At 63.4% G+C, this 25,781-nt stretch carries 20 protein-coding genes; 9 read left to right on the top strand and 11 right to left on the bottom strand.

What is annotated here, in order from left to right:
• Positions 1-51: 51 nt before the first annotated feature.
• Positions 52-708, bottom strand: coding sequence for an O-methyltransferase (locus tag AC1DXU_RS20460; protein WP_477371916.1), 657 nt, complete (start codon positions 706-708; stop codon positions 52-54).
• A gap of 20 nt (positions 709-728) precedes the next feature.
• Here AC1DXU_RS20460 and AC1DXU_RS20455 point away from each other — a divergent pair, with 20 nt between their 5' ends.
• A complete protein-coding gene (locus AC1DXU_RS20455; protein ID WP_477371914.1) occupies positions 729-1,436 on the top strand; it encodes a TetR/AcrR family transcriptional regulator in 708 nt (235 codons plus the stop codon).
• A 22-nt stretch (positions 1,437-1,458) separates the two neighbouring features.
• On the opposite strand, the gene AC1DXU_RS20450 is transcribed toward AC1DXU_RS20455, so the two are convergent.
• Positions 1,459-4,947: a PAS domain-containing hybrid sensor histidine kinase/response regulator gene (locus AC1DXU_RS20450; protein ID WP_477371912.1), complete on the bottom strand. Its 3,489-nt coding sequence runs from the start codon at positions 4,945-4,947 to the stop codon at positions 1,459-1,461.
• Positions 4,948-5,189: 242 nt separating this feature from the next.
• On the opposite strand from AC1DXU_RS20450, the gene mscL reads away from it, so the two are divergent.
• The gene (gene mscL / locus AC1DXU_RS20445) at positions 5,190-5,609 is read left to right on the top strand and encodes a large conductance mechanosensitive channel protein MscL (RefSeq protein ID WP_477372250.1); all 420 of its coding nucleotides are present in this window, start codon (positions 5,190-5,192) and stop codon (positions 5,607-5,609) included.
• Between the two features lie 103 nt (positions 5,610-5,712).
• Entirely contained in the window at positions 5,713-6,879 is a 1,167-nt protein-coding gene (locus AC1DXU_RS20440) for a pyridoxal phosphate-dependent aminotransferase (RefSeq protein ID WP_477371910.1), read from the top strand.
• A gap of 11 nt (positions 6,880-6,890) precedes the next feature.
• On the opposite strand, the gene hemA is transcribed toward AC1DXU_RS20440, so the two are convergent.
• Positions 6,891-8,168, bottom strand: coding sequence for a 5-aminolevulinate synthase (hemA, locus tag AC1DXU_RS20435; RefSeq protein ID WP_477371909.1), 1,278 nt, complete (start codon positions 8,166-8,168; stop codon positions 6,891-6,893).
• Positions 8,169-8,447: 279 nt separating this feature from the next.
• Here hemA and galE point away from each other — a divergent pair, with 279 nt between their 5' ends.
• From galE to AC1DXU_RS20420, 3 genes are all read left to right on the top strand, one after another.
• A complete protein-coding gene (galE, locus tag AC1DXU_RS20430; RefSeq protein ID WP_477371907.1) occupies positions 8,448-9,443 on the top strand; it encodes a UDP-glucose 4-epimerase GalE in 996 nt (331 codons plus the stop codon).
• 110 nt (positions 9,444-9,553) lie between these two features.
• Positions 9,554-10,804 (top strand): D-amino acid dehydrogenase, encoded by a 1,251-nt coding sequence (locus AC1DXU_RS20425; protein WP_477371905.1) that lies wholly within the window; start codon positions 9,554-9,556, stop codon positions 10,802-10,804.
• A gap of 3 nt (positions 10,805-10,807) precedes the next feature.
• Positions 10,808-12,634 (top strand): alanine racemase, encoded by a 1,827-nt coding sequence (locus AC1DXU_RS20420; RefSeq protein ID WP_477371903.1) that lies wholly within the window; start codon positions 10,808-10,810, stop codon positions 12,632-12,634.
• A gap of 56 nt (positions 12,635-12,690) precedes the next feature.
• Here the strand turns inward: AC1DXU_RS20420 and AC1DXU_RS20415 are convergent, their stop codons facing one another.
• The 7 genes from AC1DXU_RS20415 to AC1DXU_RS20385 all read right to left on the bottom strand — a co-directional run bounded on the left by AC1DXU_RS20415 (position 12,691) and on the right by AC1DXU_RS20385 (position 19,851).
• On the bottom strand, positions 12,691-14,070 hold the full coding sequence (locus AC1DXU_RS20415) for an FGGY-family carbohydrate kinase (protein WP_477371901.1): 1,380 nt from the start codon (positions 14,068-14,070) through the stop codon (positions 12,691-12,693).
• Positions 14,067-14,384: an L-rhamnose mutarotase gene (rhaM, locus tag AC1DXU_RS20410; RefSeq protein WP_477371899.1), complete on the bottom strand. Its 318-nt coding sequence runs from the start codon at positions 14,382-14,384 to the stop codon at positions 14,067-14,069. The genes AC1DXU_RS20415 and rhaM overlap by 4 nt, the downstream gene beginning before the upstream one ends.
• On the bottom strand, positions 14,384-15,385 hold the full coding sequence (locus AC1DXU_RS20405) for an ABC transporter permease (protein WP_477371897.1): 1,002 nt from the start codon (positions 15,383-15,385) through the stop codon (positions 14,384-14,386). Before AC1DXU_RS20405 ends, rhaM begins: the two co-directional genes overlap by 1 nt.
• The gene (locus tag AC1DXU_RS20400; RefSeq protein ID WP_477371895.1) at positions 15,382-16,359 is read right to left on the bottom strand and encodes an ABC transporter permease; all 978 of its coding nucleotides are present in this window, start codon (positions 16,357-16,359) and stop codon (positions 15,382-15,384) included. Before AC1DXU_RS20400 ends, AC1DXU_RS20405 begins: the two co-directional genes overlap by 4 nt.
• A complete protein-coding gene (locus AC1DXU_RS20395; protein ID WP_477371893.1) occupies positions 16,356-17,912 on the bottom strand; it encodes a sugar ABC transporter ATP-binding protein in 1,557 nt (518 codons plus the stop codon). Before AC1DXU_RS20395 ends, AC1DXU_RS20400 begins: the two co-directional genes overlap by 4 nt.
• An 84-nt stretch (positions 17,913-17,996) precedes the next feature.
• A complete protein-coding gene (gene rhaS, locus AC1DXU_RS20390) occupies positions 17,997-18,992 on the bottom strand; it encodes a rhamnose ABC transporter substrate-binding protein (RefSeq protein WP_477311683.1) in 996 nt (331 codons plus the stop codon).
• A 55-nt stretch (positions 18,993-19,047) separates the two neighbouring features.
• Entirely contained in the window at positions 19,048-19,851 is an 804-nt protein-coding gene (locus tag AC1DXU_RS20385) for a DeoR/GlpR family DNA-binding transcription regulator (RefSeq protein WP_477371891.1), read from the bottom strand.
• A gap of 210 nt (positions 19,852-20,061) precedes the next feature.
• On the opposite strand from AC1DXU_RS20385, the gene AC1DXU_RS20380 reads away from it, so the two are divergent.
• The 3 genes from AC1DXU_RS20380 (at position 20,062) to ggt (ending at position 25,404) form a co-directional block, all read left to right on the top strand.
• Entirely contained in the window at positions 20,062-22,164 is a 2,103-nt protein-coding gene (locus tag AC1DXU_RS20380; RefSeq protein WP_477372248.1) for a bifunctional rhamnulose-1-phosphate aldolase/short-chain dehydrogenase, read from the top strand.
• Between the two features lie 94 nt (positions 22,165-22,258).
• On the top strand, positions 22,259-23,551 hold the full coding sequence (rhaI, locus tag AC1DXU_RS20375; RefSeq protein WP_477371889.1) for an L-rhamnose catabolism isomerase: 1,293 nt from the start codon (positions 22,259-22,261) through the stop codon (positions 23,549-23,551).
• 113 nt (positions 23,552-23,664) lie between these two features.
• Positions 23,665-25,404: a gamma-glutamyltransferase gene (gene ggt / locus AC1DXU_RS20370; RefSeq protein WP_477371888.1), complete on the top strand. Its 1,740-nt coding sequence runs from the start codon at positions 23,665-23,667 to the stop codon at positions 25,402-25,404.
• A 10-nt stretch (positions 25,405-25,414) separates the two neighbouring features.
• Here the strand turns inward: ggt and AC1DXU_RS20365 are convergent, their stop codons facing one another.
• Positions 25,415-25,759 (bottom strand): hypothetical protein, encoded by a 345-nt coding sequence (locus AC1DXU_RS20365; RefSeq protein WP_477311687.1) that lies wholly within the window; start codon positions 25,757-25,759, stop codon positions 25,415-25,417.
• Positions 25,760-25,781: the final 22 nt, after the last annotated feature.

Here is a 25,781-nt window from a genome sequence, read left to right as displayed (position 1 = left end):
TATTTGCGTGCCGCAACCAGCCCGCCGGCGGCGCAAACGCCTCGGGCCGCTTTAGCCGAGCCGTACCGACAACTCGACGTCCTCGCCGAAGGGCGTCGACATGTAGCCCGATGCCGGCGAGCGCACGCGCTCCAGATATTCTGGGCTGAAATCGGCATTGTCGGCGATGACCAGCGCGCCGGGCCGCAGCCGGCTTTCGATCAGGCTCAATATCTCCGGATAGATCGCCTTGGCGCCGTCGAGCAGCAGCAGGTCGATCGTTTCAGGCAGATCGGCGCTCAGCGTCTGCAGCGCATCGCCCTCGCGCACTTCCACCAGATCGATGAGGCCGCCTTCGGTCAGATTGGCCTTGGCCCGCATCACCTTGGACGGTTCGAACTCGGTGGTGATCAGACGGCCGCCACCATTGTCCCTGAGTGCGGCAGCGAGATAGAGCGCCGAGATGCCGAACGAGGTGCCGAATTCGATGATGACGCGGGCGCCGCTGCTGCGCGCCAGCATGTAAAGCAGCGTGCCGGTTTCCGGCGAAACCGCGAGCCAGAGATCCTTCAGCCGTCCGTAGAGATCGACATACTCGGTCTTGCTGCGCAGCAGGCGTTGCCGCTCCTCAGGCGAGAACCCGGCCGCTGCGGGGCTCGTCGCCGCCTCGGCCTCCTTGAACAAGCGGGCGAGCAGGGGTGCGAGCGGGGCGTTGGTTAGCGTGGTCATGAAAAGTCTCCAATCCAGAAATGACTGCGTTCTTGTGTCGTGCTGAAAATACGAATAATCCTTCAGGTTTCCAATTCGCATTGCCGGACAGCACCGTGCCTGAACGTCCAAACCATTCAATTTCCACACGAAAACAACCAAAACAGGCGCGCGCGACAGAGCTTGTTTCGGCGATCCTCGAGGCTGCTGTTCAGGTTTTGGCGAGCGAGGGGGCGCAACGTTTCACCACCACGCGCGTGGCCGAAAGGGCCGGTGTGAGCGTTGGCTCGCTCTACCAGTATTTCCCCAACAAGGCGGCGCTGCTGTTCCGGCTGCAGAGCGACGAATGGCGGCAGACGGGCGGCTTGCTGCGCACCATACTCGAGGACGACCAGCGGCCACCCCTCGAACGGCTGCGCACGCTGGTCCATGCCTTCATTCGCTCAGAGTGCGAGGAGGCCGCCGTGCGCGTGGCGCTCAGTGACGCCGCCCCGCTCTATCGCGACGCGCCCGAGGCCCACGAGGCAAGGGCGTCGGGGGAGCGCACCGTCCAGGCGTTCATGCGCGAGGTGCTGCCCCAGGTCCCTGACGCAGTCCGGGAATTGGCCGGCGATCTGATCACGATGACGCTGAGCGCGGTGGGAAAGGATTTTTCAGGAAGCCCCCGCACCGGCGCCGAAATCGAAGCCTACTCCGATGCCATGGCCGACATGTTCTGCGCCTACATCGCAGGCCTTGGACACCGCTGAGATAGGGCCGGATCCCTGGCGGTTATTCAGCCGCCGACGCCAGTGGCCTGACCCTGGCCATCATCGAGCGCAACACGGCCGGTTTCAGCGGCTTGTTGATCACCGGCACGTCGAGCCTTTCGGCAGCCGTGCGCACTTCGTTTGAACGGTCGGCGGTGACCAGCACCGCCGGCAGGCCCTCGCCGTAGACGGCGCGCAGCTTCCTGATCGCGCCAAGGCCGGTCTCGCCGTCGAGATGATAGTCGGCCAGCACGATGTCCGGGCGGCGGATGTCCGATGCTTCGAAATCCTTCGAGCCTGAAACCGTGTCGACGCTGCAGCCCCAGCCTTCGAGCAGAAGCCGCATGCCGTCGAGGATGCGGGCGTCGTTGTCGATGCACAGCACGTGCAGGCCTGCAAGCGAAGCGGTCACCCGCGCCGGCGCCTTGCTTTCGATCTCGCGCTGCGGCGCTTGCACCGCCACCACCGGCAGCAGGACGGAAAAGCGCGTGCCTTTGCCCGGGTTCGAAAAGATGCGGATTTCCAGCCGCAGCACCCTGGCGATGCGGTCGACGATGGAGAGGCCGAGACCGAGGCCTTCGGCCTCGCGCGCGCCTTCGTCGAGCCGGGTGAATTCGTGAAACACCGTGTTCAGCTTGTCGCCGGCAATGCCGATACCGGTGTCGATTACCTGGATTTCGGCCAGTTCGCCTCGCCGGCGCACGCCGACCAGGATGCGGCCATGGCGCGTGTATTTGATGGCGTTGGAGACCAGGTTCTGGATCAGGCGGCGCAACAGATTGCGGTCGGTCATGACGCTGAGCGACGACGGCATGATGGTCAGCACAAGCTTCTTTTCGGCGGCGAGCGGCCGGAAGTCGTTGCCGATCTGGCTGAGCAGCCCGTCGAGACGGAAGGCGCTGTCGTCAGGCTTCATGGCGCCGGCGTCGAGGCGGGAGATGTCGAGCACGGCGCCCAAAATGGTCTCGACCGATTCCAGCGAGGATTCGATGTTGCTTGCCGCCTTGCCCGCCGCCCCCTTGCCGGCCTTTTCGATCAGCGACGAGCAATAGAGGCGGGCAGCATTCAACGGCTGCAGGATGTCGTGGCCGGCGGCGGCAAGGAAGCGCGTCTTGCCGAGGTTGGCCTCCTCGGCCAGCATCTGCGCCTGCGCCAGTTCCTCGTTGACGCGGGTCAGTTCGACGGTGCGCGTCTTGACCCGCTGCTCGAGCGATTCATTGGCGCGCTTCAGCGCCAGGTCCTGCTCGACGCGCCCCGAAATGTCGGCATAGGTGGCGACCATGCCGCCATCGGGCATCGGGTTGGAACGCAACTCCAGGATCCGGCCGCTGGTCTTCAATTCCATCTGCCAGGGGCTGACGAAACTGGTGAGGCGGTTGAGCATCGCCACCCGCTGCTCCGCCGGAATGTCGCCGCGCTCGGCCAGGTGATGCAGGATGCGGTCGAGCGAGACGCCGACCTGGCCCATTTCGTCGGGCAGGTCGAACAGCGCCCGGTACTGGCGGTTCCAGCAGATCAGCCGGAAATCCCGGTCGAAGACGGTGATGCCCTGTTCCATCTGGTCGAGCGCGATCTGCAACAGGTCGCGATTGTGCTGCAGCGCCTCGGTGGCGTCGTCGAGCAGGCGGAAGGCATCCTTGGATTCGCGGTCGTTGCGGCGAAACAGCAAGGACAGGATCAGCCGCGCCGAAGACGAGCCGACGGCACTGGCCAAAAGCTGCTCGGAGAAGCGGATGACGTCCATGCTGGCCTGCTCGTTGCCATGCAGCGACGTGTTGCTGCTTTTTTCGAACGACTGGAACGAGCGTTCCGTACGTTCGACGCCGAGATAGCGCGAGATGGTGTCCTTGAGGTCGTTGACGGTGATGGCGGTGCGGAAGCGGCGCAGGCTCGGCATCGGGCCGGCCTCGCGCGGCACGAAGATCGAGGCCTGGATGCGTTCCAGCGGCACCGAAGCACGTGATAGCGATCCGAACACGAAGAACAGCGTGTTGATCGACAGGCTCCACAGCACGCCGTGGTTCAGCGGCTCGGCACTGGTGCCGAACAGCGCCTGCGGCCGCAGCGCCTCGAAACCGAACAGGCCGTGGACCAGGATGCCGGCATCGGACGCGGCGAGCGAAGGCAAAAGCAGGGTGTAGCCCCAGACGGCGATGCCGGCGACCATGCCGAGCGCGGCACCCCTGCCATTGGCGCCGCGCCAGATCAGGCCGCCGATCAATGCCGGCGCGAACTGCGCGATGGCCGCGAAGGACATCAGGCCGATGGAGGACAGCCGCGCACTGTTGGTGCTCTCGCGATAATAGAGGAAGGCGATGAACAGCATGATGAAGATCGCCGCCCGCCGCACATTGAGGATCAGCGTCGACCAGTCCTCGTTCTCGGAGGTCGTGGTCTTGAGCAGCCTGCGCACGAACAGCGGGATGACGAGGTCGTTGGAGATCATGATCGACAGTGCGACGCTTTCGACGATCACCATCGCGGTTGCCGCCGACAGGCCACCGATGAAGGCCGCCATGGCCAGCACATCATGGCCGCTGAACAAGGGCAGCGACAAAACATAGAGGTCGCTGCTGGTCCTGCTGCCGACCAGCGACAGACCGGCGAGCGCGATCGGCAGCACGAACAGGTTGATGGCCAGGAGGTAGAGCGGAAACACCCATGTCGCGGTGCGCAGTTCGGCCTCGCCGCGGTTCTCGACGATGGTGACGTAGAACTGGCGCGGCAGCATGATGATGGCAAAGCCGCTCAAGCCCGTCAGCACCAGCCAGGTGGCGAGCGAAGTCGAATAGCCCATCGCCTGCCGAACCTCGGTGTTCTGGGCGAGCTTGTCGACCATGTCGCCCGGCCCGCCATAGATCAGGAAGGTGACCATCAGGCCGATCGCCAGGAAGGCGGCGAGCTTCACCACGGTTTCGACGGCCACCGCCAGAACCAGCCCGTCCTGATGCTCGGTGGCGTCGGCGTGGCGGGTGCCGAACAGCACCGCAAACAGCGCCAGCAGCATGGCGACGACCAGCGAGATGTCGCTGACGAAGGGATCGAAGGAGGGTGGCGAGCCGGTATAATGCTCGACCATCAGGCTGACCGAGCCGGAGATCGCCTTCAGCTGCAGCGCGATATAGGGCACAGCACCGATGGTCGCGATCAGCGTGGCGATCGCCGAGACGGTGAAGCTCTTGCCATAGCGCGCGCCGAGGAAGTCGGCGATCGAGGTGATCTTCTCGGTCTTGGCCAGCTTGACGATGCGCTGCAGCAGCGGAAAGCCGAACACGAACACCAGCACCGGACCGATATAGATGCCGAGGAATTCGAGGCCGCGCTCGGAAGACAGGCCGACCGACCCGAAGAAGGTCCATGAGGTGCAGTAGATGGCAAGGCTGAGCGCATAGATGAAGGGTCGGGCGCGGCCAGGCCCCGATGCCGTCGAACGCCGGTCGCCCAGGCTGGCGATGGCGAACAGCAACGTCACATAGGCGACCGCAATGATGACGATGAACCAGCCTTGCACGCCCCGGAAATCCTCCCTTGCCGGTTTTCCATCCGGCCAGCCCAGAACGCAATCACAGCTTGGGGATCAAGTCCATCGCGGCTTTCGGCGCATACTGGCCGCGGTGTTCGACGACGGTCACAGTGAAAACCGCTGATTTTTCTACCTTTTGCGTCTGTTGCAACCGCAGGTTTTTGTTATGTTGCCAGTGGGTCGGTGCCGAAAGGGGACGGCTGCGCGGCCCGTCACGACAGGAGGGTCAAATGCTGAAAGAATTCCAGGAATTCATTTCCAAGGGCAATGTGATGGACTTGGCCGTCGGCGTCATCATCGGCGCTGCCTTCGGCAAGATCGTCGATTCTCTTGTCAACGACATCATCATGCCATTCATTGGCGCACTCGGGAGCGCCGATTTTACGAACTATTTCTTCGGCCTTTCATCCAACGTGCATGCGACAAACCTGGTCGATGCCCGCAAGGAAGGCCCCGTCTTTGCCTATGGCAGCTTCATCACCGTGGTGATCAATTTCGTGATCCTTGCCTTCATCATCTTCTTCATGGTCAAGGCCATGAACAATCTGCGCAGGCGGTTGGAGCGCGAGAAGCCGGCAGCACCAGCGGCCCCGCCGCCCGCCGACGTCGCTCTGCTCACCGAAATTCGCGATCTCCTCGCCAGGAAATAGCCCGAGGCAGATTTCTGGACCAAAACCCCGGTCGTTCGCGGCCGGGGTTTTCTGTTTTCGTATCTGTTAAGAGCACTCGCTCGACATCAAAACGGAAATATCCATGACCCTGATCGATAGCTTGCGCGCCGAAGCGGTGGCTGCGCCCGAAAGCGGCATCGTCGCCGTCGTCAATTACGGCCGGCTGCGCGATGGCATGATCCCGCTCTGGGCCGGTGAGGGCGATTTGCCGACGCCTGCCTTCATCAGCGATGCCGCTGCCCGGGGACTGTCTGCAGGCGAGACCTTCTACACCTGGCAGAAGGGCATTCCGGAGCTCAGGCAGGCGCTGGCCCGCTACTATGTCAGGCATTTCGGCAAGAGCTTCGCCGAGGAAGAATTCATCGTAACCGCATCCGGCATGCACGCCATCCAGCTGGCGCTCGACGCGGTCGCCGGCGCCGGCGACGAGGTCGTCTATCTGTCGCCGGCCTGGCCGAATTTCGCTGCCGCCGCCGGTGTGGCCGGCGCCGTGCCGGTTGCAGTCACGCTCGACCAGTCCGGCAATGGCTGGTCCTGCGACGTCGACAAGATCGCGGCGGCGGTCACGCCGAGGACCAAGGCGCTGTTCGTCAACACGCCGTCCAACCCGACCGGCTGGACCGCCGATCATCAGACGCTGCAGGCCATCCTCGATCTCGCCCGCGAAAAGGGCCTGTGGATCATCGCCGACGAGATCTATTCGCTGTTCCACTACAGCCATGGCCGCGCGCCGTCCTTCCTCGACATTGCGACGGCGGAAGACCGCATCCTGTTCGTCAACAGCTTTTCCAAGAACTGGGCGATGACCGGTTGGCGTGTCGGCTGGATCAAGACCCATCCCGCTCTGCAGCAGGTGTTCGAGAACCTGATCCAGTATTCGACCTCGGGCGTTGCCCAGTTCATGCAGCGCGGCGCCGTTGCGGCACTGGACGAGGGCGATGCCTTCATCGTCGAACAGGTCGAGCGGGCAAGGGCGGCGCGCGACTTGGTCTGCGACATCCTTGGCGCTACCGGCAAGGCCCGCTTCACCGTTCCGCAAGGAGCGTTCTATCTGTTTTTCACCGTCGACGGCATCACCGATTCCCGAACTGCGGCCTTCGACATCGTCGACAAGGCCAATGTCGGCCTGGCGCCCGGCACCGCCTTCGGACCCGGCGGCGAAGCCTTCCTCAGGCTGTGCTTCCACCGCCGCCTCGATCAGCTCGAGGAAGCCGCGCACCGGCTGGCGAAATGGATGAAGACCGTTTGAGGAGGCGGCGTCTAGCCGCCAGACTTCGGCACCAATAGCGGAATGATGCGGTCGCTCTTGGCCACCGACGGCCGGCCAGCCGAACCGTAGGGGATACCGAGCGCGTCCCAGGTCTCGACCAGTGCGTCCTGCAGCGAGGCGATCAGCGCATCGGTATGGAACGGCGTCGGCGTGATGCGCAGCCGTTCGGTGCCGCGCGGCACCGTCGGGTAGTTGATCGGCTGGATGTAGATGCCGTGCACGCCAAGCAAGCGGTCGCTGGCCATCTTGCAGAGCTCGGGATCGCCGACCAGCAGCGGCACGATATGGGTGGGGGACTCCAGCACCGGCAGGCCGGCGGCGGCCAGAACCTGTTTGGTCAGCGTCGCCTGGCGCAATTGCGCGTCGCGCTCGGCCTGCGAGCGCTTCAGGTGGCGGATCGAGGTGGTGGCGGCAGCGGCRACRGCCGGCGGCAGCGCCGTGGTGAAGATGAAGCCCGGCGCATAGGAGCGCACGGCGTCGATCACCGCACTTGTACCGGTGATGTAGCCGCCGAGCGTRCCGAACGCCTTGGCCAGCGTGCCTTCGATGATGTCGATGCGGTCGGCCAGGCCTTCGCGCTCGGTGATGCCGCCGCCGCGCGGTCCGTACATGCCGACGGCGTGAACCTCGTCGATATAGGTCATGGCGTTGTAGCGCTCGGCCAGCTCGACGATCTGCCGGATTGGCGCGATGTCGCCATCCATCGAATAGACGCTCTCGAAGACGATCAGCTTGGCGCGCTCGCGGCCGGCCGCCTGCAGCAGGCTTTCGAGATGGGCGACGTCGTTGTGGCGGAAAATCTTCTTCTCGGCGCCCGAGCGCCGCACGCCCTCGATCATCGAAGCGTGGTTCAGCTCGTCCGAGATGATCAGGCAGTTCGGCAAAAGCCGCGCAATGGTCGAGATCGAGGCTTCGTTGGAGACGAAGCCCGAGGTGAAGACCAGTGCGGCTTCCTTGTCGTGCAGGTCGGCCAGTTCCAGTTCGAGCTCGACCAGCGGGTTGCTGGTGCCGGAAATGTTGCGGGTGCCGCCGGCGCCGGAGCCCATCTTGCCGGCTGCGGCCTGGAACGCGGCGATGACGTCGGGGTGCTGGCCCATGCCGAGATAGTCGTTGGAGCACCAGACGGTTATTTCCTCGGCGCGGCCGTTGGAACGCCAGATGGCTTGAGGGAACTTCCCTACGATGCGCTCGAGGTCGGCGAAGACGCGGTAGCGACGCTCGGCATGGAGCTGGTCGATCGCTTCCTCGAAGAACCGCTGATAATTCATGTCGACTTTCCAATTTTGCGCGGGATCATAATCATTGCCCCATTCGGCGTCCACCGGACCTTTTTGGTCAAAATGCCACGCCCCAAGCCTGTTCCTAACGATCCCATATCGTGGCCTATTCCCTTGATGTGGATCAATTTTGTTTCCGTACGATGCCACGGACCGATGAGACTGTTACGGATCTTACATTCGGGAGTTTCTAATGGCCTTGCCGAAGGCTTTCCAGTAAGGCGGTCGTTGAGACAGTTTCCGATAAATCATGAGTAAAAGAGGACGCGGATGACGGTTTTGGTAACGGGCGGCGCTGGCTATATCGGCAGCCATATGGTCTGGGAATTGCTGGATGCGGGCGAAAGCGTCGTCGTGCTCGACCGGCTTTCGACTGGTTTTGAGTGGGCGGTGGCGCCCGAGGCCAAGCTCGTCGTCGGCGATGTCGCCGACAAGGAGCTGGTCGGCGGGGTCATCCGCGACAACAAAGTCGACGCGATCATCCATTTCGCCGGCTCGATCGTGGTTCCCGAATCGGTTTCCGATCCGCTTGGCTATTACGAGAACAACACCTCAAAGACGCGCACGCTGATCGAAACCGCGGTGCGCGAAGGCGTGCCCAATTTCATCTTTTCCTCGACAGCCGCCGTCTATGGCGCCGCCGGGCTGGAGCCGGTGCGCGAGGATGCCCGCCTGGCGCCCGAATCGCCCTACGGTCTGTCCAAGCTGATGAGCGAATGGATGCTGCGCGATGCTGCCATTGCGCACGGGCTGCGCTATACGGCGCTACGCTACTTCAACGTTGCCGGCGCCGATCCGAAGGGCCGCACCGGCCAGTCGACGCCGGGCGCCACGCATCTGATCAAGGTCGCCTGCGAGACCGCGCTCGGCAAGCGCCCCTTCATGCAGGTATTTGGCACCGACTATGCGACGCCGGACGGCACCTGCATGCGCGACTACATCCATGTCAGCGACCTGGCGGCAGCGCATCGGCTGGCCCTGCAGCGGCTGCGCGCCGGTGGAACCAGCTTGGTCGCCAATTGCGGCTACAGCCATGGCTATTCGGTGCTTGAAGTGATCGACAGCGTGCGCCGCGCCTTCGGCCATGATTTCGAGGTGAAGATGGGCGATCGCCGCCCGGGTGATGCCGCTGCCGTGGTCGCCAATTCGGAGCTGGCGCGCGGCGAACTCGGCTGGACGCCGCAGCGCGACGATCTCGACCAGATCGTCGCCGACGCGCTGGCCTGGGAACGCATCCTGACCAGCAAGAATTCGGCGCGGGGCTGAGGACAGTTCTTCATCCAAGGGCTCGTCGGCTGGGCGCTTAAGCGCTATTGAAGGCTTTGCGGCGAAGCGTGGAGGCGCTTTGGCCGAATTTGATTCTTTTGGGGGGCCGCATGAAGATATTGGTGCTCGGAGCCGGCGTGGTCGGCGCGGCGGCTGCCTACTATCTGGCCAGCGACGGCCACGACGTCACGGTGATCGAACGTCACCCGGCGGCGGCGCGCGGCGCCAGCCAGTCGAATGCCGGCCTGGTCTCGCCCGGCGACGCCACCGCCTGGGCCTCGCCCGCCGCGCTGAAGACTTTTTTGCGCGCGCTCTGGAATCATGATCTCGGCATCAAGGTACGGCTGCGCTTCGATCCGTACTTCATCGCCTGGAGCCTGCGTTTCCTCAGGCAGTGCACGAAAGAGCGACTGCGCGCCAACAGCCAGGTCAAGCTGCGCCTGGCGCTCTATTCCCGCGACTGCATCAATGCCATCTCGTCCGACGCCGGCATCCACTATGACGAGCGCAAGAAAGGCATTCTCTATTTCTTCCGCTCGCAGCACAGTCTCGACACCGGCACCGACAACTACCGCTTTCTCGCCGAGCACGGCCTGCCGATCGAGATCGTCGGTCGCGACCGGCTCGTCGAGATCGAACCAGGTCTTGCCGGTGTGAAAGACAAGATCGCCGGCGGCGTCTATTCGCCGATCGACCAGACCGGCGACTCCAGCCAGTTCACGCAAAATCTCGCCGCCTACGCCGCGGAAAAACTCGGCGTGAAATTTCTCTACGGCACGACGGTCGAAGGCCTCGACATAGAGGGCGACCGGGTGCGCGCGGTGATGACTTCGGCCGGACCGATAGCGGGCGATGCGGTGGTGATCTCGATGGGGCCGGAGAGCGGCCTGCTTGGCCGCCGCTACGGCATCGACCTGCCCGTCTACCCCGTGAAGGGCTATACCGCGACGATTCCCCTGGAAGACGAGAGCAAGGGGCCGACCATGGGTGGCGCCGACGAGGACCAGCTGATCGGCTATTCCCGGCTCGGCAACCGGCTGCGGCTCGCCTCGACCGCCGAGTTCACCGGCTTCGACCGCACCCACAAACCAGGCGATTTCGCCACCATGTTCAGGACCGGCAAGGATCTTTTCCCCGGCGCCTTCGACGAGAAGAAGGCCGTGCTGTGGGCCGGCTTGCGGCCGATGATGCCGAACTCGGTGCCGGTCATCGGCCAGGCGCGCTACAAAAACCTCTATCTCGACACCGGTCACGGCCATGTCGGCTGGACCATGGCTTGCGGCTCGGGAAAATTCCTTGCCGATCTGGTCGCCGGCCGCAAGCCGGAGATCGACCCGCAAGGGCTGGTCTACAGGAACTAGGCGATGTCGGGACCGCAAGTCGCCATCGATCTTGGCCGCATCGAACGCAACGCGCGCACCATCGTCGAACGTTGCGCGCTGTCGGGCATCAAGGTCTTCGGCGTCACCAAGGGCACGTGCGGCATGCCGCAAGTGGCGCGCGCCATGCTGCGCGGCGGTGTTGCGGGCATCGCCGAATCGCGCTTCGAAAACATCCGCCGCTTGCGCGACAGCGGCATCAACGCACCGATCATGCTGCTGCGCAGCCCGCCGATGGCGCGCATCGAGGAAATGGTGCGCACCGTCGACATCAGCCTGCAATCCGAACTCTCCACCATCCGCGAACTGTCGCGCATCGCCGAGCGCATGGGCCGCGTCCACGACATCATGCTGATGATCGATCTCGGCGACCTCCGCGAAGGCATCTGGCCCAACGATCTTATCCCGACAGTCGAGCAGATCCTGGCGCTCAAGGGCGTGCGCATTGCCGGCATCGGCACCAATCTCGGCTGCTTTGGCGCCATCATGCCGACTCAGGAGAATCTCGGGCAGCTCGTCGCCCACGCCTACAAGACCGAGCGTCTGGCCGGCACAAGGCTCGACTTGATTTCCGGCGGGGCGTCGTCGTCGCTGACGCTGCTGCTCGAAGGCAAGCTGCCCGCCGGCATCAACAATCTGCGCGTCGGCGAAGCGATCCTGCAAGGCGGTATCGAAACCTTCCGCGATACGCCCTGGGCGGAACTCGAACCCGATGCCTGCCGCCTGACCTGCGACATCATCGAGGTCAAGCTGAAGCCGTCGCGGCCGATCGGGCAATCCGGCTACGATGCGTTCGGCAACCAGCCGGTGTTTCCCGACGAGGGCGACCGGCTGCGCGCCATCGCCAATATCGGCCGCGAGGATGTGCTGATCGAAGGGCTGACGCCGATCGCCAAGGGCGTGCGGGTGCTCGGCGCCTCCAGCGACCATCTACTTCTCGACGTCAACGACGCCAACCCGCCGCCCGCCGTCGGCGACCGCGTCGCCTTCCGCATGAGCTATGGCGCCATGCTGCTGGCGATGACCTCGGAATATGTCGAAAAGGCCCCGATGCACGATGTCGAGGATTTTTCCGGCCGCAAGATGGTGCAGATCACGGCCGAACCGGCTGCGGTCGGCATCCTGGCCCGCGAAGCGACCGGCGCCCGGCTGGAGGCGATGAACTTCGACGTCGTCGAACTGGCCGATGTCGAGCGGCCGCCCTCCGGGCTGATCCGGTTGACCGCCGGCGCTGACCGCCGCACCGCCCACAAGGCGCTGACGACGACTGCGCGGGCCACGCACTCGTTTGGTCTGATCTGGATCGATTCCATCGCGGCGCTGATGCCCGAAGACGAAGACGGCATCGACCTGGCGGAAGCCTCGGTGCTGGCGCGCACGCTGGGGCTCGACCACAAGCCCGGTGCGATGCAGCCGCAGCTGTCGCCGGAAAATGTCGTCATCATCGGTCTGCGCCATGCCGATCCGGCGGAAGTGCGGGTGCTGAAGGATTCGCGTGTGTCGGCCTTCACCATGACCGACATCGACGCCATGGGCATGCGCGACCTGATGCATGAGGCGATCCGCATCGCCACCTCGGGGACGCAAGGCTTCCATGTCAGCTATTCGCCTGAGGTCACCGAATTCGCCGGCTGGCCGGCTGGCTCCGGCGGCCTCACCGTGCGCGAAACCCATCAGGCGATGGAGGCGATCGCGCTCTCCGGCGGTCTGTTGTCGATGGATGTTTCGGGGCTGACCGCGGATCTGGAGCCTCGGATCGGCACCGATGTGGTCAATTTCGTCATGTCGGCCTTCGGCAAGCGGATCTTGTAAATTAGCCCAGAGCAATTCCAGGAAAAGTGTGAAACGGTTTTCCGTCCGGAATTGCGTCAAACGCTTTGTGCGTCGACTGCCACGTGCCATGAGCGCGCGTAGCTGGCCCAGGCCGGATCATCAGGCGGTTCGGTTCTTTGGCCTTTGCCTTGCGCCGTTGCCTGATCCGACGCCAGCAATGCGGCGCCGATGCTGGTGCCGGTCGCAGCCTCGGACGCAATGACGGCGCGCCGCGTTGCCGCCGCCAGCATGCGGACGAAAAGCCGGTTGCGGGCAAAGGGGCCTTCGACAATGGTCGGACCGTCGCCGCCGATCAGTTCGAGGCAGGTCGACGTCATCAGCGCCAGGTAGAACGAGATCGTTGCAAAGCGCTCGCCGATGCTGATGCCATCGGCATTGAGCCATGCGGCGGCGTGATGCGGAAACGGCCCTGAGCCCTGCTGGGTCGAGGGCAGCAGCAATGTCTTTCGCGCCAGCACGGTCGCGACATCGTCTTCGCTCCAGTCTTCCGGGTGGCCTTCAGTGAGCGCGGAGAACTCGCGCCCGCCCATGAAGCGAGCCGACGGCACCGGATCACCAAGCGCGTTGACATTGACCAGCGTATCGCGCGCTGGGTCGAGGTGTACCATCTTGCCGCCCACGGCCATCGACACCACCCAGGTCCCGGTCGACACCACGGAGAAAGGCGGCGGATCGGACAGGAGATGCGGCAGCAGCGACGCGTTGGAATCGTGCAGGCCTAAGAATACCGGCGTCTGCGGATCAAGACCGGTTTGCGCGGCGAGAGCCGGCAGGATCGCGCCGGGGCGGTCCTTGGCCGGTCGCACCGGCGCCATCAGCCGACGCCAGTCCATCGTATCGACCAGCGACGAAAAATCGGCTTTCCACGGGTTCCACAGATCGGTGTGGCAGCCGAGCGAGGTCACCTCGTTGGCGGCGATACCGGTCAGGCGCAAGGCCCAGTATTGCGGATACATCAGCATCGCGGTGGCCTTGGCGAACTCAGCGGGAAAGCGCCTCTGCTGCCAGAAGAATTGCGCGCCGAGATTGAGGCCGAGCGGCAGGCGCGGCGTGCCGGTCTCGGCAAAGGCCGGACGGGCAGCATCGTAGTCCGCAGCCAGGGTGTCCGGGCCATCGAATTCATAGTCAAGGACCGGCAGCGCCAGTTCACCGGACGTATCCACCAGCACTCCCGTCGCGCCATGCGTGGTGATCGAGATCGCGTCGATGCGCTGCTCGCGATTGATTTCGGCGAGGCTGTAGAGAATGAATGCCCATAGGCGTTCGACATCGTGGTGCGGGTAGGGCCCGCCCGTGGCAGGCACGTTCGCCATGCGGCGCAGCGCAACTTCGCTCAATGTGGCGAGATCGACCAGCGCCACCTTGGCGTTGGTCTTGCCGATATCGATGACGGCGATGTGTCTGATATCAGTCATTCCATATGGAACACGGTTTCCAGCGGCACCGCCACCGGCTCGTTGTCCGGTTTGGTCTCCATGATGTCGGCCATGTAAGCCCACCAGCGCTGCATCACCGGGTGCTTCGGCAGGTCGGCCATACCGTTGTCGTCGCGCCGCCACAGCACGCCGAACAGCGTGTTGGTCTCCGCATCGAGATGGATCGAATAGTCGGAGATGCCGGCCTGTTTCAAAAGCGCGACCAGCGACGGCCAGATCTCGTCGTGGCGCTTTTTGTACTCGGCCTTCATGCCCGGCTTGAGCTGCATCTTGAACGCGTATTTCTCGGCCATCAGGCGAAGCGCTCCCGCCGCAGCCGCCGCCAGACGATCGGCAGCGCGATGACGATGATCAGCAGCAGGCCGATGAAAATCGACATGACGATGCCGGGCACGTTGAGCAGGCCAAGCCCGAAGGTCACCAGCCCCATGATGAAGGCGGCCAGCACGACGCCCAGCATGCTGCCGGCGCCGCCCAGAATGCTGATGCCACCGAGCACAACCATGGTGATGACTTCCAGCTCGTAGCCTTGTGCGATCGACGGTCGCGTCGAACCTAGCCGCGAGGTGATCAGCACCGAGGCGATGCCCGCCATCAGCCCGGTCAGGCAAAACAGGGTGAATTTGATGCGGCCGACGCGCACGCCGGAAAACTGCGCCGCGACCGGATTGTTGCCGATGGCAAAGACACGGCGGCCGAAACTCGTCCGGTGCAGCAGGAACCAGTAGATGACGGCCGCGATGAGGAACAGCACCAGTTCGAACGACACCACCCACCAGACATAGCCCTGGCCGAAGAAGGCGAAGCTGTCAGGGTAACCCTTGTAGGCCTGGTCGCCGAGGATGATGAAGGCGATGCCGCGAAACAGGCTCATCGTGCCGATGGTGACGACGATGGAGGGCAGGCCGAGCCTTGTGACAAGCAGCCCGTTGAAGGCGCCGCAGCCGAGTCCGACCACGATGCCGATCGCCACCAGCACCGGTGTGTCGGCACCGGCCTGCACCGCCATGCCCATCATGGTCGATGCGAGCGCTATGATCGCCGCCACCGACAGGTCGATCTCGCCCGAGATGATTAGCAGCGCCATGGCAAAGGCGATCAGTCCCTTCTCGGTGAAATTGAAGGTGAGATCGGACAGCGAATACGGGTCGAGGAAATAGGGCGAGGCGAAGCTGTTGATGGCAAAGATCGCCACGGCGACCACGACCAGCAGCGCTTCCCAGGAAAAGATCGCCGAAGTGAGCGGCTTGTCGAGCCGGTTGGGAATGTGGCGCGGGGCAGAAATGTTGGTCATGCCGCTTCCGCCTTTCTGAGGATGATGCGGCCTTGCCGGCGTTCGCCGCGTGCGTTGAGCACCACGGCCAGGATGATGGCGCTGCCCGAAATCGCCATCTGCCAGAACGGCGAGATGTTGATCACCGGCAATGCGTTGGAGATGATGCCGAGGAACAGCGCACCGAGCACCGCGCCGCCGACCGAGCCGATGCCGCCGGCAATCGAGATGCCGCCGATGACGCAGGCGGCGATGATGTTGAGCTCATAGCCATTGGCGACCTCGACCGAGGCGATCACATAGCGCGAGATCCAGAGATAGCCTGAGAGACCACCGATCATGCCGGAGAGGCAGAAGACGATGAATTTGGTCCGGCCGACATCGATGCCGGCATAGACCGACGCGGTTGGGTTGACGCCGATGGCATAGATCGAGCGGCCAAGTGCCGTGCGCGTCATCAGCAGGAAGAACAAAGCGATGACCAGGATGGCGATCCACGACAGCACCGGGATGCCGAGGAAGGCCGCGCGCTGGAAGCCGATGAAATCAGGGCTCATCTTGTCGGCATTGACCCAGGCGCCGCCCGAAATGACGAAGGTGGCGCCGCGATAGATGGTCAGCGTGCCCAATGTCACCACAATCGACGGGATGTTCAGCCGCCACACCAGAAGCCCGTTGATGGCGCCGAGCACCAGGCCGACGAGAAGGGCGATGATGATCAGCAGCGGGATCGGAATGGCCGGATGCGCGGCGTTCAGCATCGCCACCACCATGCCGGTGAAGCACAGGTTCGAGGCCATCGACAGATCGATCGAACGGGTCAGGATGATCGCCATCTGACCGAGCGCCAGGATCATCAGGATCGAGGTGTCGTTGAACACCTGGCGCAGATTGGCGGGATCGGCAAAGGCGGGGAAGCGGGTCGATATGAGCCCGATCAGCACGACGATTGCCGCAAGCAGCCAGACTTCGCGGTATTTGACAAGAGCTTTCATGCCGCGATCCCCGCTGCCGTCTTGACCAGCGTTTCGGCGTCAAGCTCCTTGTTGTCGTAGACCGCAGCGATGCGGCCCTCGCGCATGACCACGACCCGGTCGGACATGCCGAGAATTTCCGGCAGTTCGGACGACACCATGATCACCGACAGACCTTGCGCCACAAGCTCGGCCATGAAGCCGTGCACGGCGGCCTTGGAGCCGATGTCGATGCCTTTGGTCGGTTCGTCCAAAATGATCACCTTGGGCGCAGTCGCCAGCCATTTGGCAATGACGATCTTCTGCTGGTTGCCGCCCGACAGCGTGCCGACATCCTGGCTGAGCGAGGAGGCCCTGAGGTCGAGCCGTTCGGTGTAGGAGCGGGCCAGATCGAATTCTTCCGCCAGCCGCAACAGTCCGGATTTGGAGGTCCGCTTGAGCGAGGGCAGCGAGACATTCTGGAAGATCGGCAGGCCGATCACCACGCCCTGCTTGCCGCGCTCCTCCGGCACATAGACGATGCCGGCATCGATCGAATCCGCTGCCGATTTCGGCGTGATGGTCTTGCCTTCCAGCGTGATCGTGCCGGCCGAGGTGCGGGTGATGCCTGATATCGCCTGCATCACCTCGCTGCGCCCGGCGCCGACCAGGCCGTAAAAGCCGAGGATTTCGCCCTTGTGTAACTCGAAGCCGATGTCGTCGAATTCAGTGGGGTGCGACAGGCCGGCGACCGAGAGCACCGGCGCACCGATCTCGGCCTTGCGCTGCGGAAAGATGTGGTCGACCGAGCGGCCGACCATCATGCGCACGATCTGGCTCTGGCCGGCATCTTTGATCAGCCCTTCGCCGACCATCTCGCCGTCGCGGAACACCGTATAGCGGTCGGCGATGCGGTAGATCTCATCGAATTTATGGCTGATGAACAGGATCGCCTTGCCTTCGCTCTTGAGGAATTCGATGAGCAAGAAGAGCTCCTCGATTTCCTTCATCGACAAGGCCGCGGTCGGCTCGTCCATGATGACGATCTGCGCGTCGATCGACATGGCGCGGGCGACGGCAACGAGGTGCTTGTTGGCGATGCCGAGGTCCTTCAGCCGCGCGTCGGCGTCGATGTGGCCGGCACGCATCGTGTCCAGCACTTCCTTGGCGTTCTTGCGCATGGTGCGCCAGTCGATGGTGCCAAAGCGCGTGCGCGGCGCGTGGCCGAGAAAGATGTTTTCGGCGACGCTGAGATCGTCGAACAGCACGGTTTCCTGATGAATGGCGGTGATGCCGTGGCCGAAGGCGGCGTGCGCGCTGGACAGGGTGACGGCCTCGCCGTCGATGCTGATCGTGCCCGCGTCGGGTTGGTAGATGCCGGTCATGATCTTGACCAGCGTCGACTTGCCGGCGCCGTTCTCACCGATCAGCGCGGTCACCTCGCCGGCATAGAGCGACAGGCTGACATCGTGCAGGGCGCGCACGCCGGGAAAACTCTTCGAGATACCGGACAGCGTCAGCCGCGGGCCGGCAGGCAAAGGCGCTTGCTTTGCCAATTCGTGTTGGGCCAATTCGTGTTGGGCTGTCGTGTCCATATCCGTATCAAGCCCTGAAGCAAGGTCCCTTTAAAGCCGCGGCGGGATCTGGTCCCGCCGCGCCAGGTCGAAGGCTGCCCGAGATCAATAGATCTTGGAGAACTTTTCGATGTTGGTCTTGTCGAACTGGAAGGGCGGAGCCATCGCAGCCGAGTTGGTGTCGTCTAGCGTCACCTTGCCGACGCGACCGATCGACAGCGTGGCGCCTGGCTTGGCTTCTTCCTTCTTCACCGCCAGATCATGGGCGAGGTAGACGGCGGAGTAGCCGAGGTCGATCGGGTTCCAGAGCGCGACAGCCTGGCTGGAGCCGTTGTCGATGAACTTCTTGAACTCCGACGGCAGCGCCAGGCCGGTGACGTTGACCTTGCCGATCAGGCCTTCGTCGGTCACCACCTGGGCGGCGGCAACGACGCCGACCGTGGTCGGTGCGATGATCGCCTTGAGGTTCGGATAGGACTTCAACAGGCCCTTGGCTTCGTCGGTGCTCTTGGCCGAGTCGTCATCGCCATAGACGGTGGCGACGAGTTTGATCTTGGGGAACTTCTCCGGCAGGATTTTCTTGGCCGCATCGATCCAGGCGTTCTGGTTGGTCGCGGTCGAGGAAGCCGACAGGATGGCGACGTCGCCGCCTTCCGGCAGGTAGTCGGCGGCAAGCTTGATGATGGTCTCGCCGATCAGCCCGGTGTCGGACGGGTTGAGGTGGAGCTGCCGGCCAGCCGGAGCGACGCCCGAATCCCACGAGATGACGGTGATGCCGCGTTCCATAGCCTTCTTCAGCGCCGGCACCAGGGCGTCGGCGTCATTGGCCGAAATGGCGATGGCGTTGACCTTCTGTGCGATCAGCGCGTTGACCACTTCGATCTGCGCTTCGGCGGTTGCCTTGGTCGGGCCGGTGTAGATGATGTCGACATCGCCGAGTTCCTTGGCCGCCTCTTCGGCGCCCTTGTTGGCGGCGTCGAAGAAGCCGTTGCCGAGTGATTTCACCACCAGCGCGATCTTGACGTTCTCGGCATAGGCGGCGTTCACGAACATGGCGGCGGAAAACGCCGCCGTAACCATCAATTTCCTCAGAAAGCTCATCGAATATCCTCCCTTGAGCGTTGCATTCCATCGCCGCTGCTGGCGTGAGTTGGTCTCAGGCCTGCAGTGAAGATTCTTCCTTTGCCGACTTGCGGGCGACGATCAGCGTCACGCCTGCGGTCTCTAACATCTTGGCTTCCCGGTCCTCGATGCCGTCATCGGTGATGACGGTGGCGATGCGCGACAGGCCGCACAGGATCAGGCTCGAGCGTTTGCGGAACTTCGAGGAGTCGACCAGCACCACCAACTCGTCGGCCTGGTCGATGAGTTTCTGCTCGGCCTGGATCAGCAGCGGGTCGCCTTCCATCAGGCCGAGCGGTCCCAGTCCCTGCGCGCCCATGAACATGCGGCGCGCATAGAAATTGCGCGTCACGTCATTGTCGAAGGGCGACAGGATGATGTTCTGCTCTCGGTAGATGGTGCCGCCCGACAGCATGACCGTGTTCTTGGAATGCTTGAGCAGGTGCTCGGCGATCGGGAAGGAATTGGTGAAGATCGGCATGCGGCGGCCGGTCAGGAAATGCACCATCTGGAAGGTGGTGGTGCCGCCATTGATGATGATCGGCTCGCCATCCTTGCACAGCTCAACCGCTTCGCGTGCAATGGCGCGCTTCTGCGAGGCGTTGAGGGTTTCGTTGACCGAGAAGGGCCGGCCGGCAAGGCCGATGAATTGCGGCGGTGAGATCGCTTCGGCGCCGCCACGCACGCGGCGCAGCCGCTTTTGCACATGCAAGGCCGCGATATCGCGCCGGATCGTCGCCTCGGACGAGTCCGTCAGGTCGACCATCTCCTGCACCGTCACCACAGGTTTTTCCTGGACGGCGGACAGAATGATCCTGTGGCGCTCTTTCTCGTGCATGGTTCCTCCCTGCCTGAGCATCTAGGCACCCAAAACGCGCAGTGTCAATCATTTCCGATCATATAATTTCATTGTGCAGTGCAATATGATCGAACTTGATCGTTTGTGATTGACAAACGGAGTGCTTCCGTGGACATTCGGCCAAAGCTGACCCGCTATGCGGTGGCAATCGACGGGCACATTCTGCGCGTCTTACGGGAGGATATTCCAATGCTCGACAAGCGCTCCGGCACGCGCCTCGCCAACCTGTGGGATGAGGCAAAGGCCCAGGCGATGAGCGAGCCGGAACGCCTCGTCTATCGCTCGAACGTGCTCGGTTCCGACAAGCGCGTCACCAATTATGGCGGCGGCAACACGTCCTCCAAGATCTGGCAGACCGATCCGCTCAGCGGGGAGAGCGTCGAAGTGCTGTGGGTGAAAGGTTCGGGCGGCGACAGCGCCTCTATCAAGCTTGACGGTTTTGCCACGCTCTACATGGATAAATTGCGGGCGCTGAAAGGCCTCTATCGCGGCGTTGCGCATGAGGACGAAATGGTCGGCTATCTGCCGCACTGCACCTTCAACCTCAATCCGCGCGCGGCCTCCATCGACACGCCGCTGCATGCCTATGTGCCAAAACCCTTTGTCGATCACATGCACCCCGACGCCATCATCGCCATCGCCGCGGCCAAAGATTCGAAGGCGCTGACCAGGGAGATTTTCGGCGACGCCATCGGCTGGCTGCCGTGGAAGCGGCCGGGCTTCGAGCTTGGCCTGTGGCTGGAAAAATTCTGCCTGGAACATCCCGCGGCCAAGGGCGTCATTCTCGAGAGCCACGGCCTGTTCAGCTGGGGCGACACCCCCAGGGAATGCTACGAAACGACGATCTCGGTGATCAACCAGGCGATCGAGTGGTTCGAGCGGCGGTCCGAAGGTGTGGCGATCTTCGGCGGCGAAGTGGTGAAGTCGCTGGATGCGCCGGCACGCCGCGCCATCGCCGCAAAGCTGATGCCGAGGATCCGCGGCCTGATCTCGGAAAAGAGCCACAAGCTCGGCCATTTCGACGATTCCGCCGCCGTGCTCGAATTCGTCAATTCCAGGGATCTGCGTCCGCTGGCAGCGCTTGGCACCTCCTGCCCGGACCATTTCCTGCGCACCAAGATCCGGCCGCTGGTCATCGAGTTCGATCCGGCAAAGCCGGATGTCGATGCCGTCATCGCGCGCCTCGCCGACGATATTGCCGCCTATCGTGTCGGCTACCAGGCCTATTACGACGGCTGCAAGCACCCGGATTCGCCAGCCATCCGCGATCCTAATGCCGTGGTCTATCTGATGCCCGGCGTCGGCATGTTCACCTTCGCCGGCGACAAGGCGACCGCGCGCATTTCGGCCGAGTTCTACGTCAACGCCATCAACGTCATGCGCGGTGCCTCCACCGTCTCGTCCTATGTCGGCCTGCCCGCGCAGGAAGCCTTTGATATCGAATACTGGCTGCTCGAGGATCTGAAGCTACAACGCATGCCGAAGCCGAAATCGCTGGCCGGCCAGATCGCGCTGGTCACCGGCGGCGCCGGCGGCATCGGCCGGGCAACGGCCAACCGGCTGCTGCGCGAAGGCGCGTGCGTCGTGCTGGCCGACATCGACGAGACCGCACTGGCCAGCGCCCATGACGAGTTGGCCAAAGCCTATGGCAAGGACTTTGTCCGCCCGGTGCTGATCAACGTCACATCGGAGGACCAGGTCGTCTCCGGCTTTGCCGAGACGGCGGTCGAGTTCGGCGGCATCGACATCCTGGTGTCGAATGCCGGCCTGGCCTCCTCGGCGCCGATCGAGGAAACGACGCTGGCGCTGTGGAACAAGAACATGGACATCCTGTCCACCGGCTACTTCCTGGTTTCCAGAGAAGCCTTCCGGCTGTTTCGCGCGCAAAAGATCGGCGGCAACGTCGTCTTCGTCGCCTCCAAAAACGGCTTGGCCGCATCGCCCAACGCCGCCGCCTATTGCACCGCCAAGGCTGCCGAGATCCATCTGGCGCGCTGCCTGGCGCTGGAGGGCGCGGAAGCGCAGATCCGGGTCAATGTCGTCAATCCGGACGCTGTGCTGCGCGGCTCGAAAATCTGGACAGGCGAGTGGAAGGAACAGCGCGCCGCCGCCTACAAGATGTCGACCGACGATCTCGAGGAACACTATCGTTCGCGCTCGATGCTGAAGCGTTCGGTGTTCCCCGAGGACATCGCCGAGGCGATCTATTTCTTCGCCTCCGACATGTCGGCCAAGTCGACCGGCAACATCATCAATGTCGACGCCGGCAACGCCCAGAGCTTTACGCGCTAATTTGGAGCGCTTCCCTTCTCCCCGTTCACGGGGAGAAGGTGCCGGCAGGCGGATGAGGGCAGCGCCGGCCGAACACATTTTGGGAGGAACAGCATTGTCCGAATCCATCATCTCCGCCGACCTCGTTGCCAGCCACAATGCCGCGCGCCAACCCAACCTCGAGCGCGACTACGCCTCGCTCGGCGAGCGTCTCGACCGGCGCGGCATCGCCATCGACGCCATCCGTGACAAGGTCGAAAAATTCGCCGTGGCGATCCCGTCCTGGGGTGTCGGCACGGGCGGCACCCGCTTTGCCCGCTTTCCCGGCGCCGGCGAGCCGCGCGACATTTTCGACAAGATCGAGGATTGCGCCGTCATCCGCCAGCTGACGCAGGCGACGCCGACCGTCTCGCTGCACATTCCGTGGGACAAGGCCGACCCGAACCGGCTGAAACAGGCGGCCTCGCGCTTCGGCCTTGGCTTCGACGCCATGAACTCCAACACCTTCTCCGACGCCAGGGACCAGAAACTGTCCTACAAGTTCGGCTCGCTGTCGCATGCCGATGCCGGGACGCGCCGGCAAGCGGTCGAGCACAATCTCGAATGCATCGAGATAGGCAGGACGCTGGGCTCCAAGGCGCTGACGGTGTGGATCGGCGACGGCTCGAATTTCCCCGGCCAAGTCAATTTCGCGAGAGCCTTCGAACGTTATCTCGACGCCATGAAGGATATCTATGCCGGGCTGCCCGACGACTGGAAGCTGTTCACCGAGCACAAAATGTACGAGCCGGCCTTCTATTCGACCGTCGTGCAGGATTGGGGCACCAACTACATGATCTCAAAGGAGCTGGGCGACAAGGCGTTTTGCCTGGTCGACCTTGGCCATCATGCCCCTAACGTCAACATCGAGATGATCGTGTCGCGGCTGATCCAGTTCAAAAAGCTCGGCGGCTTCCATTTCAACGATTCGAAATATGGCGATGACGACCTCGACGCCGGCTCGATCGACCCCTACCGGCTGTTCCTCGTCTTCAACGAACTGGTCGATGCCGAGCTATCCGGCGCCGAGGGTTTCGACCCGGCGCATATGCTCGACCAGAGCCACAATGTCACCGATCCGATCGAAAGCCTGATGCTGTCGGCGGTCGAAGTGCAGCGCGCCTATGCCCAGGCGCTGCTGGTCGACCGCAAGGCGCTTGAAGGCTTCCAGGACGCCAACGACGCACTGATGGCGACGCAGACGCTGAAAGTGGCCTACCGCACCGATGTCGAGCCGATCCTGGCCATGGCGCGGCTGAAGACCGGCGGCGCCATCGATCCGGTCGCTGCCTATAGGGCGGCAGGCTATCGGGCCAAGGTTGCGGCCGAACGGCCGGCGGTCGCGGGCGGCAGCGGCGGGATCGTCTGAGATTGGCTGGCCTCGGCGAGCGGGCGAACACCAATATGTGTTCGCTCAATATTGATGGTGGACTCGGCCGCTCCAAGTGGCTCTTCTAGGCACACCGCACTTGGAGCACCGCCATGCCCTTGACCCGCCGGACCCTGATTGCTGTCTCCGTTTCCCTTGCAATCGCCCTAACACCATCTGCGGTCGCCATTGCCGCCTCGCCGGCGCCAGCCAAGGGCGAGCATGGCATGGTGGTAACCGCCCAGCATCTGGCCTCGGAAGTCGGCGTCGAGGTGCTGAAGAAGGGCGGCAACGCCGTCGATGCCGCGGTCGCCGTCGGCTATGCGCTGGCTGTCGTCTATCCCAACGCCGGCAACATCGGTGGCGGCGGCTTCATGACCATCCGTTTCAAGGACGGTCGCTCGACCTTCCTCGATTTCCGTGAGCGCGCGCCGCTGGCCGCGACCAAAACCATGTATCTCGACAAGGACGGCAAGCCGGTGAAGGGCGCCAGCCTCGACGGCTATCTTGCCGTCGGCGTGCCGGGCTCGGTGGCCGGTTTCGAGATGGCGCGGGAGAAATACGGCACGCTGTCGCGGCAGGACTTGATGGCGCCGGCGATTGCCTATGCCAAGGACGGGTTCGTCCTCGATCAGGGCGACGCCGCCTCGTTTGCCCGCAACGCCGACCGGTTAGCGAAAGATCCGGCGGCAGCTGCCATCTTCCTGAAACCGGACGGCAAACCCTATGGCATTGGTGAGCGGCTGGTTCAGCCGGACCTTGCTGCCTCGCTGTCGGCGATTTCCGAGAAGGGGCCCGACGCCTTCTACAAGGGCAGCATCGCCGACGCCATCGTCAAGGCGAGCGGCGCCAAAGGCGGTATCCTGGCAAAGGCCGATTTCGAACAATACTCGGTGCGTGAGCTCAAGCCGGTGACCTGCACCTATCGCGGCTACGAGATCACTTCCTCGCCGCCACCCAGCTCCGGGGGCGTCATCATCTGCGAGATCCTCAACGTGCTGGAGGGCTATCCGCTGTCCTATCTCGGCGCCGGCTCGGCCGAGACGGTGCACGTCATGGTCGAGGCGATGCGCCATGCCTATGTCGACCGCAACTCGGCGCTCGGCGATCCCGACTTCGTCGACAACCCGGTCCCGAAGCTGCTGGACAAAGCCTACGCCAAGGACATCCGGGACAAGATCGACCCGTTCCGGGCCGGCGTATCGCAGGAATTGATGCCGAAGGGCTTTGGCGAGAGCAAGGAGACGACGCATTACTCGATCATCGACAATGACGGCAACGCCGTTGCGGTTACCTACACGCTGAACGGCTCCTTCGGTGCCGGCGTCGTTGCCGACGGCACCGGCATCCTGCTCAACAACGAGATGGACGATTTCACCCAGAAGCCCGGCGTGCCCAACCTCTATGGCCTGGTCCAGGGCGAGGCCAACGCCATCCAGCCGAAGAAAACGCCGCTCTCATCGATGAGCCCGACCGTGGTGGCCAAGGACGGCAAGCCGTTCATGGTCATCGGCAGCCCCGGCGGCTCGCGCATCATCACCATCACGCTTGAGGCGATCGTCAACGTCATCGACCACGGCATGAACATCCAGGAAGCGATCGACGCGCCGCGTATCCACCACCAATGGCTGCCCGATACGGTCTATGTCGAGCCGTTTGGATTGTCGCCCGACACCGAAAAACTGCTTGCCGGCATGGGCTATCACCTCGACCTCGGCGATACGATTTGGGGCCAGGCGGCCGGCATACTGGTCGGCGGCAAGAGCCTGGCGGAAATCGAGAAAGGCGGCGGCGCCCGCTACAACGGCGCCATCGACGGCCGCGCCGCGTCAGGCGAGGCGTTAGGCTACTGAACGCACCCGCCTAAACGACCAGCGTAATGGTCGAAGCAAGCAGCATCAGGGCCGCGATGCCGACGAACAGCGCATAGATGCGCGGCCGGTCGAGCAGCAGCGCATTGCCGGAAATCCAGGCCGAGGTGGCGCCGCCAAGCGCGAACAGGAAGCCGTTGCGGTGACCCAGGGTCAAGCCGGCGGCCATCAGTCCACCAATAATCAGCGCGCCGAACACGATGATAACGGCGACGGCGTATTTCTCGAAGTCGTTGCCGCCGCCCATGCTTGGGCCGATCGCATTCAAATTCGGCAGATCGTCCGGATCGAACGGACTGGTCGACCCATACTCATCTTGACCGACAGGTTCTTGCATCACTCATTCTCCGCTAACCGGC

Source organism: Mesorhizobium sp. P3_A10 (genome assembly GCF_056403175.1).
The sequence above is the reverse complement of the archived record's forward strand: the minus strand, read 5'-3'. Positions and strand labels throughout refer to the sequence as shown.

What these genes read in the sequence shown, in the direction of transcription:
- ggt (WP_477371888.1), top strand. Translation starts at nt 23,665, where the DNA reads ATGCCCTTGACCCGCCGGACCCTGATTGCTGTCTCCGTTTCCCTTGCA.
- AC1DXU_RS20455 (WP_477371914.1), top strand. Translation starts at nt 729, where the DNA reads ATGACTGCGTTCTTGTGTCGTGCTGAAAATACGAATAATCCTTCAGGT.
- AC1DXU_RS20365 (WP_477311687.1), bottom strand. Translation starts at nt 25,759, where the DNA reads ATGCAAGAACCTGTCGGTCAAGATGAGTATGGGTCGACCAGTCCGTTC.
- AC1DXU_RS20385 (WP_477371891.1), bottom strand. Translation starts at nt 19,851, where the DNA reads ATGCACGAGAAAGAGCGCCACAGGATCATTCTGTCCGCCGTCCAGGAA.
- AC1DXU_RS20395 (WP_477371893.1), bottom strand. Translation starts at nt 17,912, where the DNA reads ATGGACACGACAGCCCAACACGAATTGGCCCAACACGAATTGGCAAAG.
- AC1DXU_RS20380 (WP_477372248.1), top strand. Translation starts at nt 20,062, where the DNA reads ATGCTCGACAAGCGCTCCGGCACGCGCCTCGCCAACCTGTGGGATGAG.
- AC1DXU_RS20440 (WP_477371910.1), top strand. Translation starts at nt 5,713, where the DNA reads ATGACCCTGATCGATAGCTTGCGCGCCGAAGCGGTGGCTGCGCCCGAA.
- AC1DXU_RS20425 (WP_477371905.1), top strand. Translation starts at nt 9,554, where the DNA reads ATGAAGATATTGGTGCTCGGAGCCGGCGTGGTCGGCGCGGCGGCTGCC.
- AC1DXU_RS20420 (WP_477371903.1), top strand. Translation starts at nt 10,808, where the DNA reads ATGTCGGGACCGCAAGTCGCCATCGATCTTGGCCGCATCGAACGCAAC.
- AC1DXU_RS20400 (WP_477371895.1), bottom strand. Translation starts at nt 16,359, where the DNA reads ATGAAAGCTCTTGTCAAATACCGCGAAGTCTGGCTGCTTGCGGCAATC.
- AC1DXU_RS20460 (WP_477371916.1), bottom strand. Translation starts at nt 708, where the DNA reads ATGACCACGCTAACCAACGCCCCGCTCGCACCCCTGCTCGCCCGCTTG.
- galE (WP_477371907.1), top strand. Translation starts at nt 8,448, where the DNA reads ATGACGGTTTTGGTAACGGGCGGCGCTGGCTATATCGGCAGCCATATG.
- mscL (WP_477372250.1), top strand. Translation starts at nt 5,190, where the DNA reads ATGCTGAAAGAATTCCAGGAATTCATTTCCAAGGGCAATGTGATGGAC.
- rhaM (WP_477371899.1), bottom strand. Translation starts at nt 14,384, where the DNA reads ATGGCCGAGAAATACGCGTTCAAGATGCAGCTCAAGCCGGGCATGAAG.
- rhaS (WP_477311683.1), bottom strand. Translation starts at nt 18,992, where the DNA reads ATGAGCTTTCTGAGGAAATTGATGGTTACGGCGGCGTTTTCCGCCGCC.
- AC1DXU_RS20405 (WP_477371897.1), bottom strand. Translation starts at nt 15,385, where the DNA reads ATGACCAACATTTCTGCCCCGCGCCACATTCCCAACCGGCTCGACAAG.
- AC1DXU_RS20415 (WP_477371901.1), bottom strand. Translation starts at nt 14,070, where the DNA reads ATGACTGATATCAGACACATCGCCGTCATCGATATCGGCAAGACCAAC.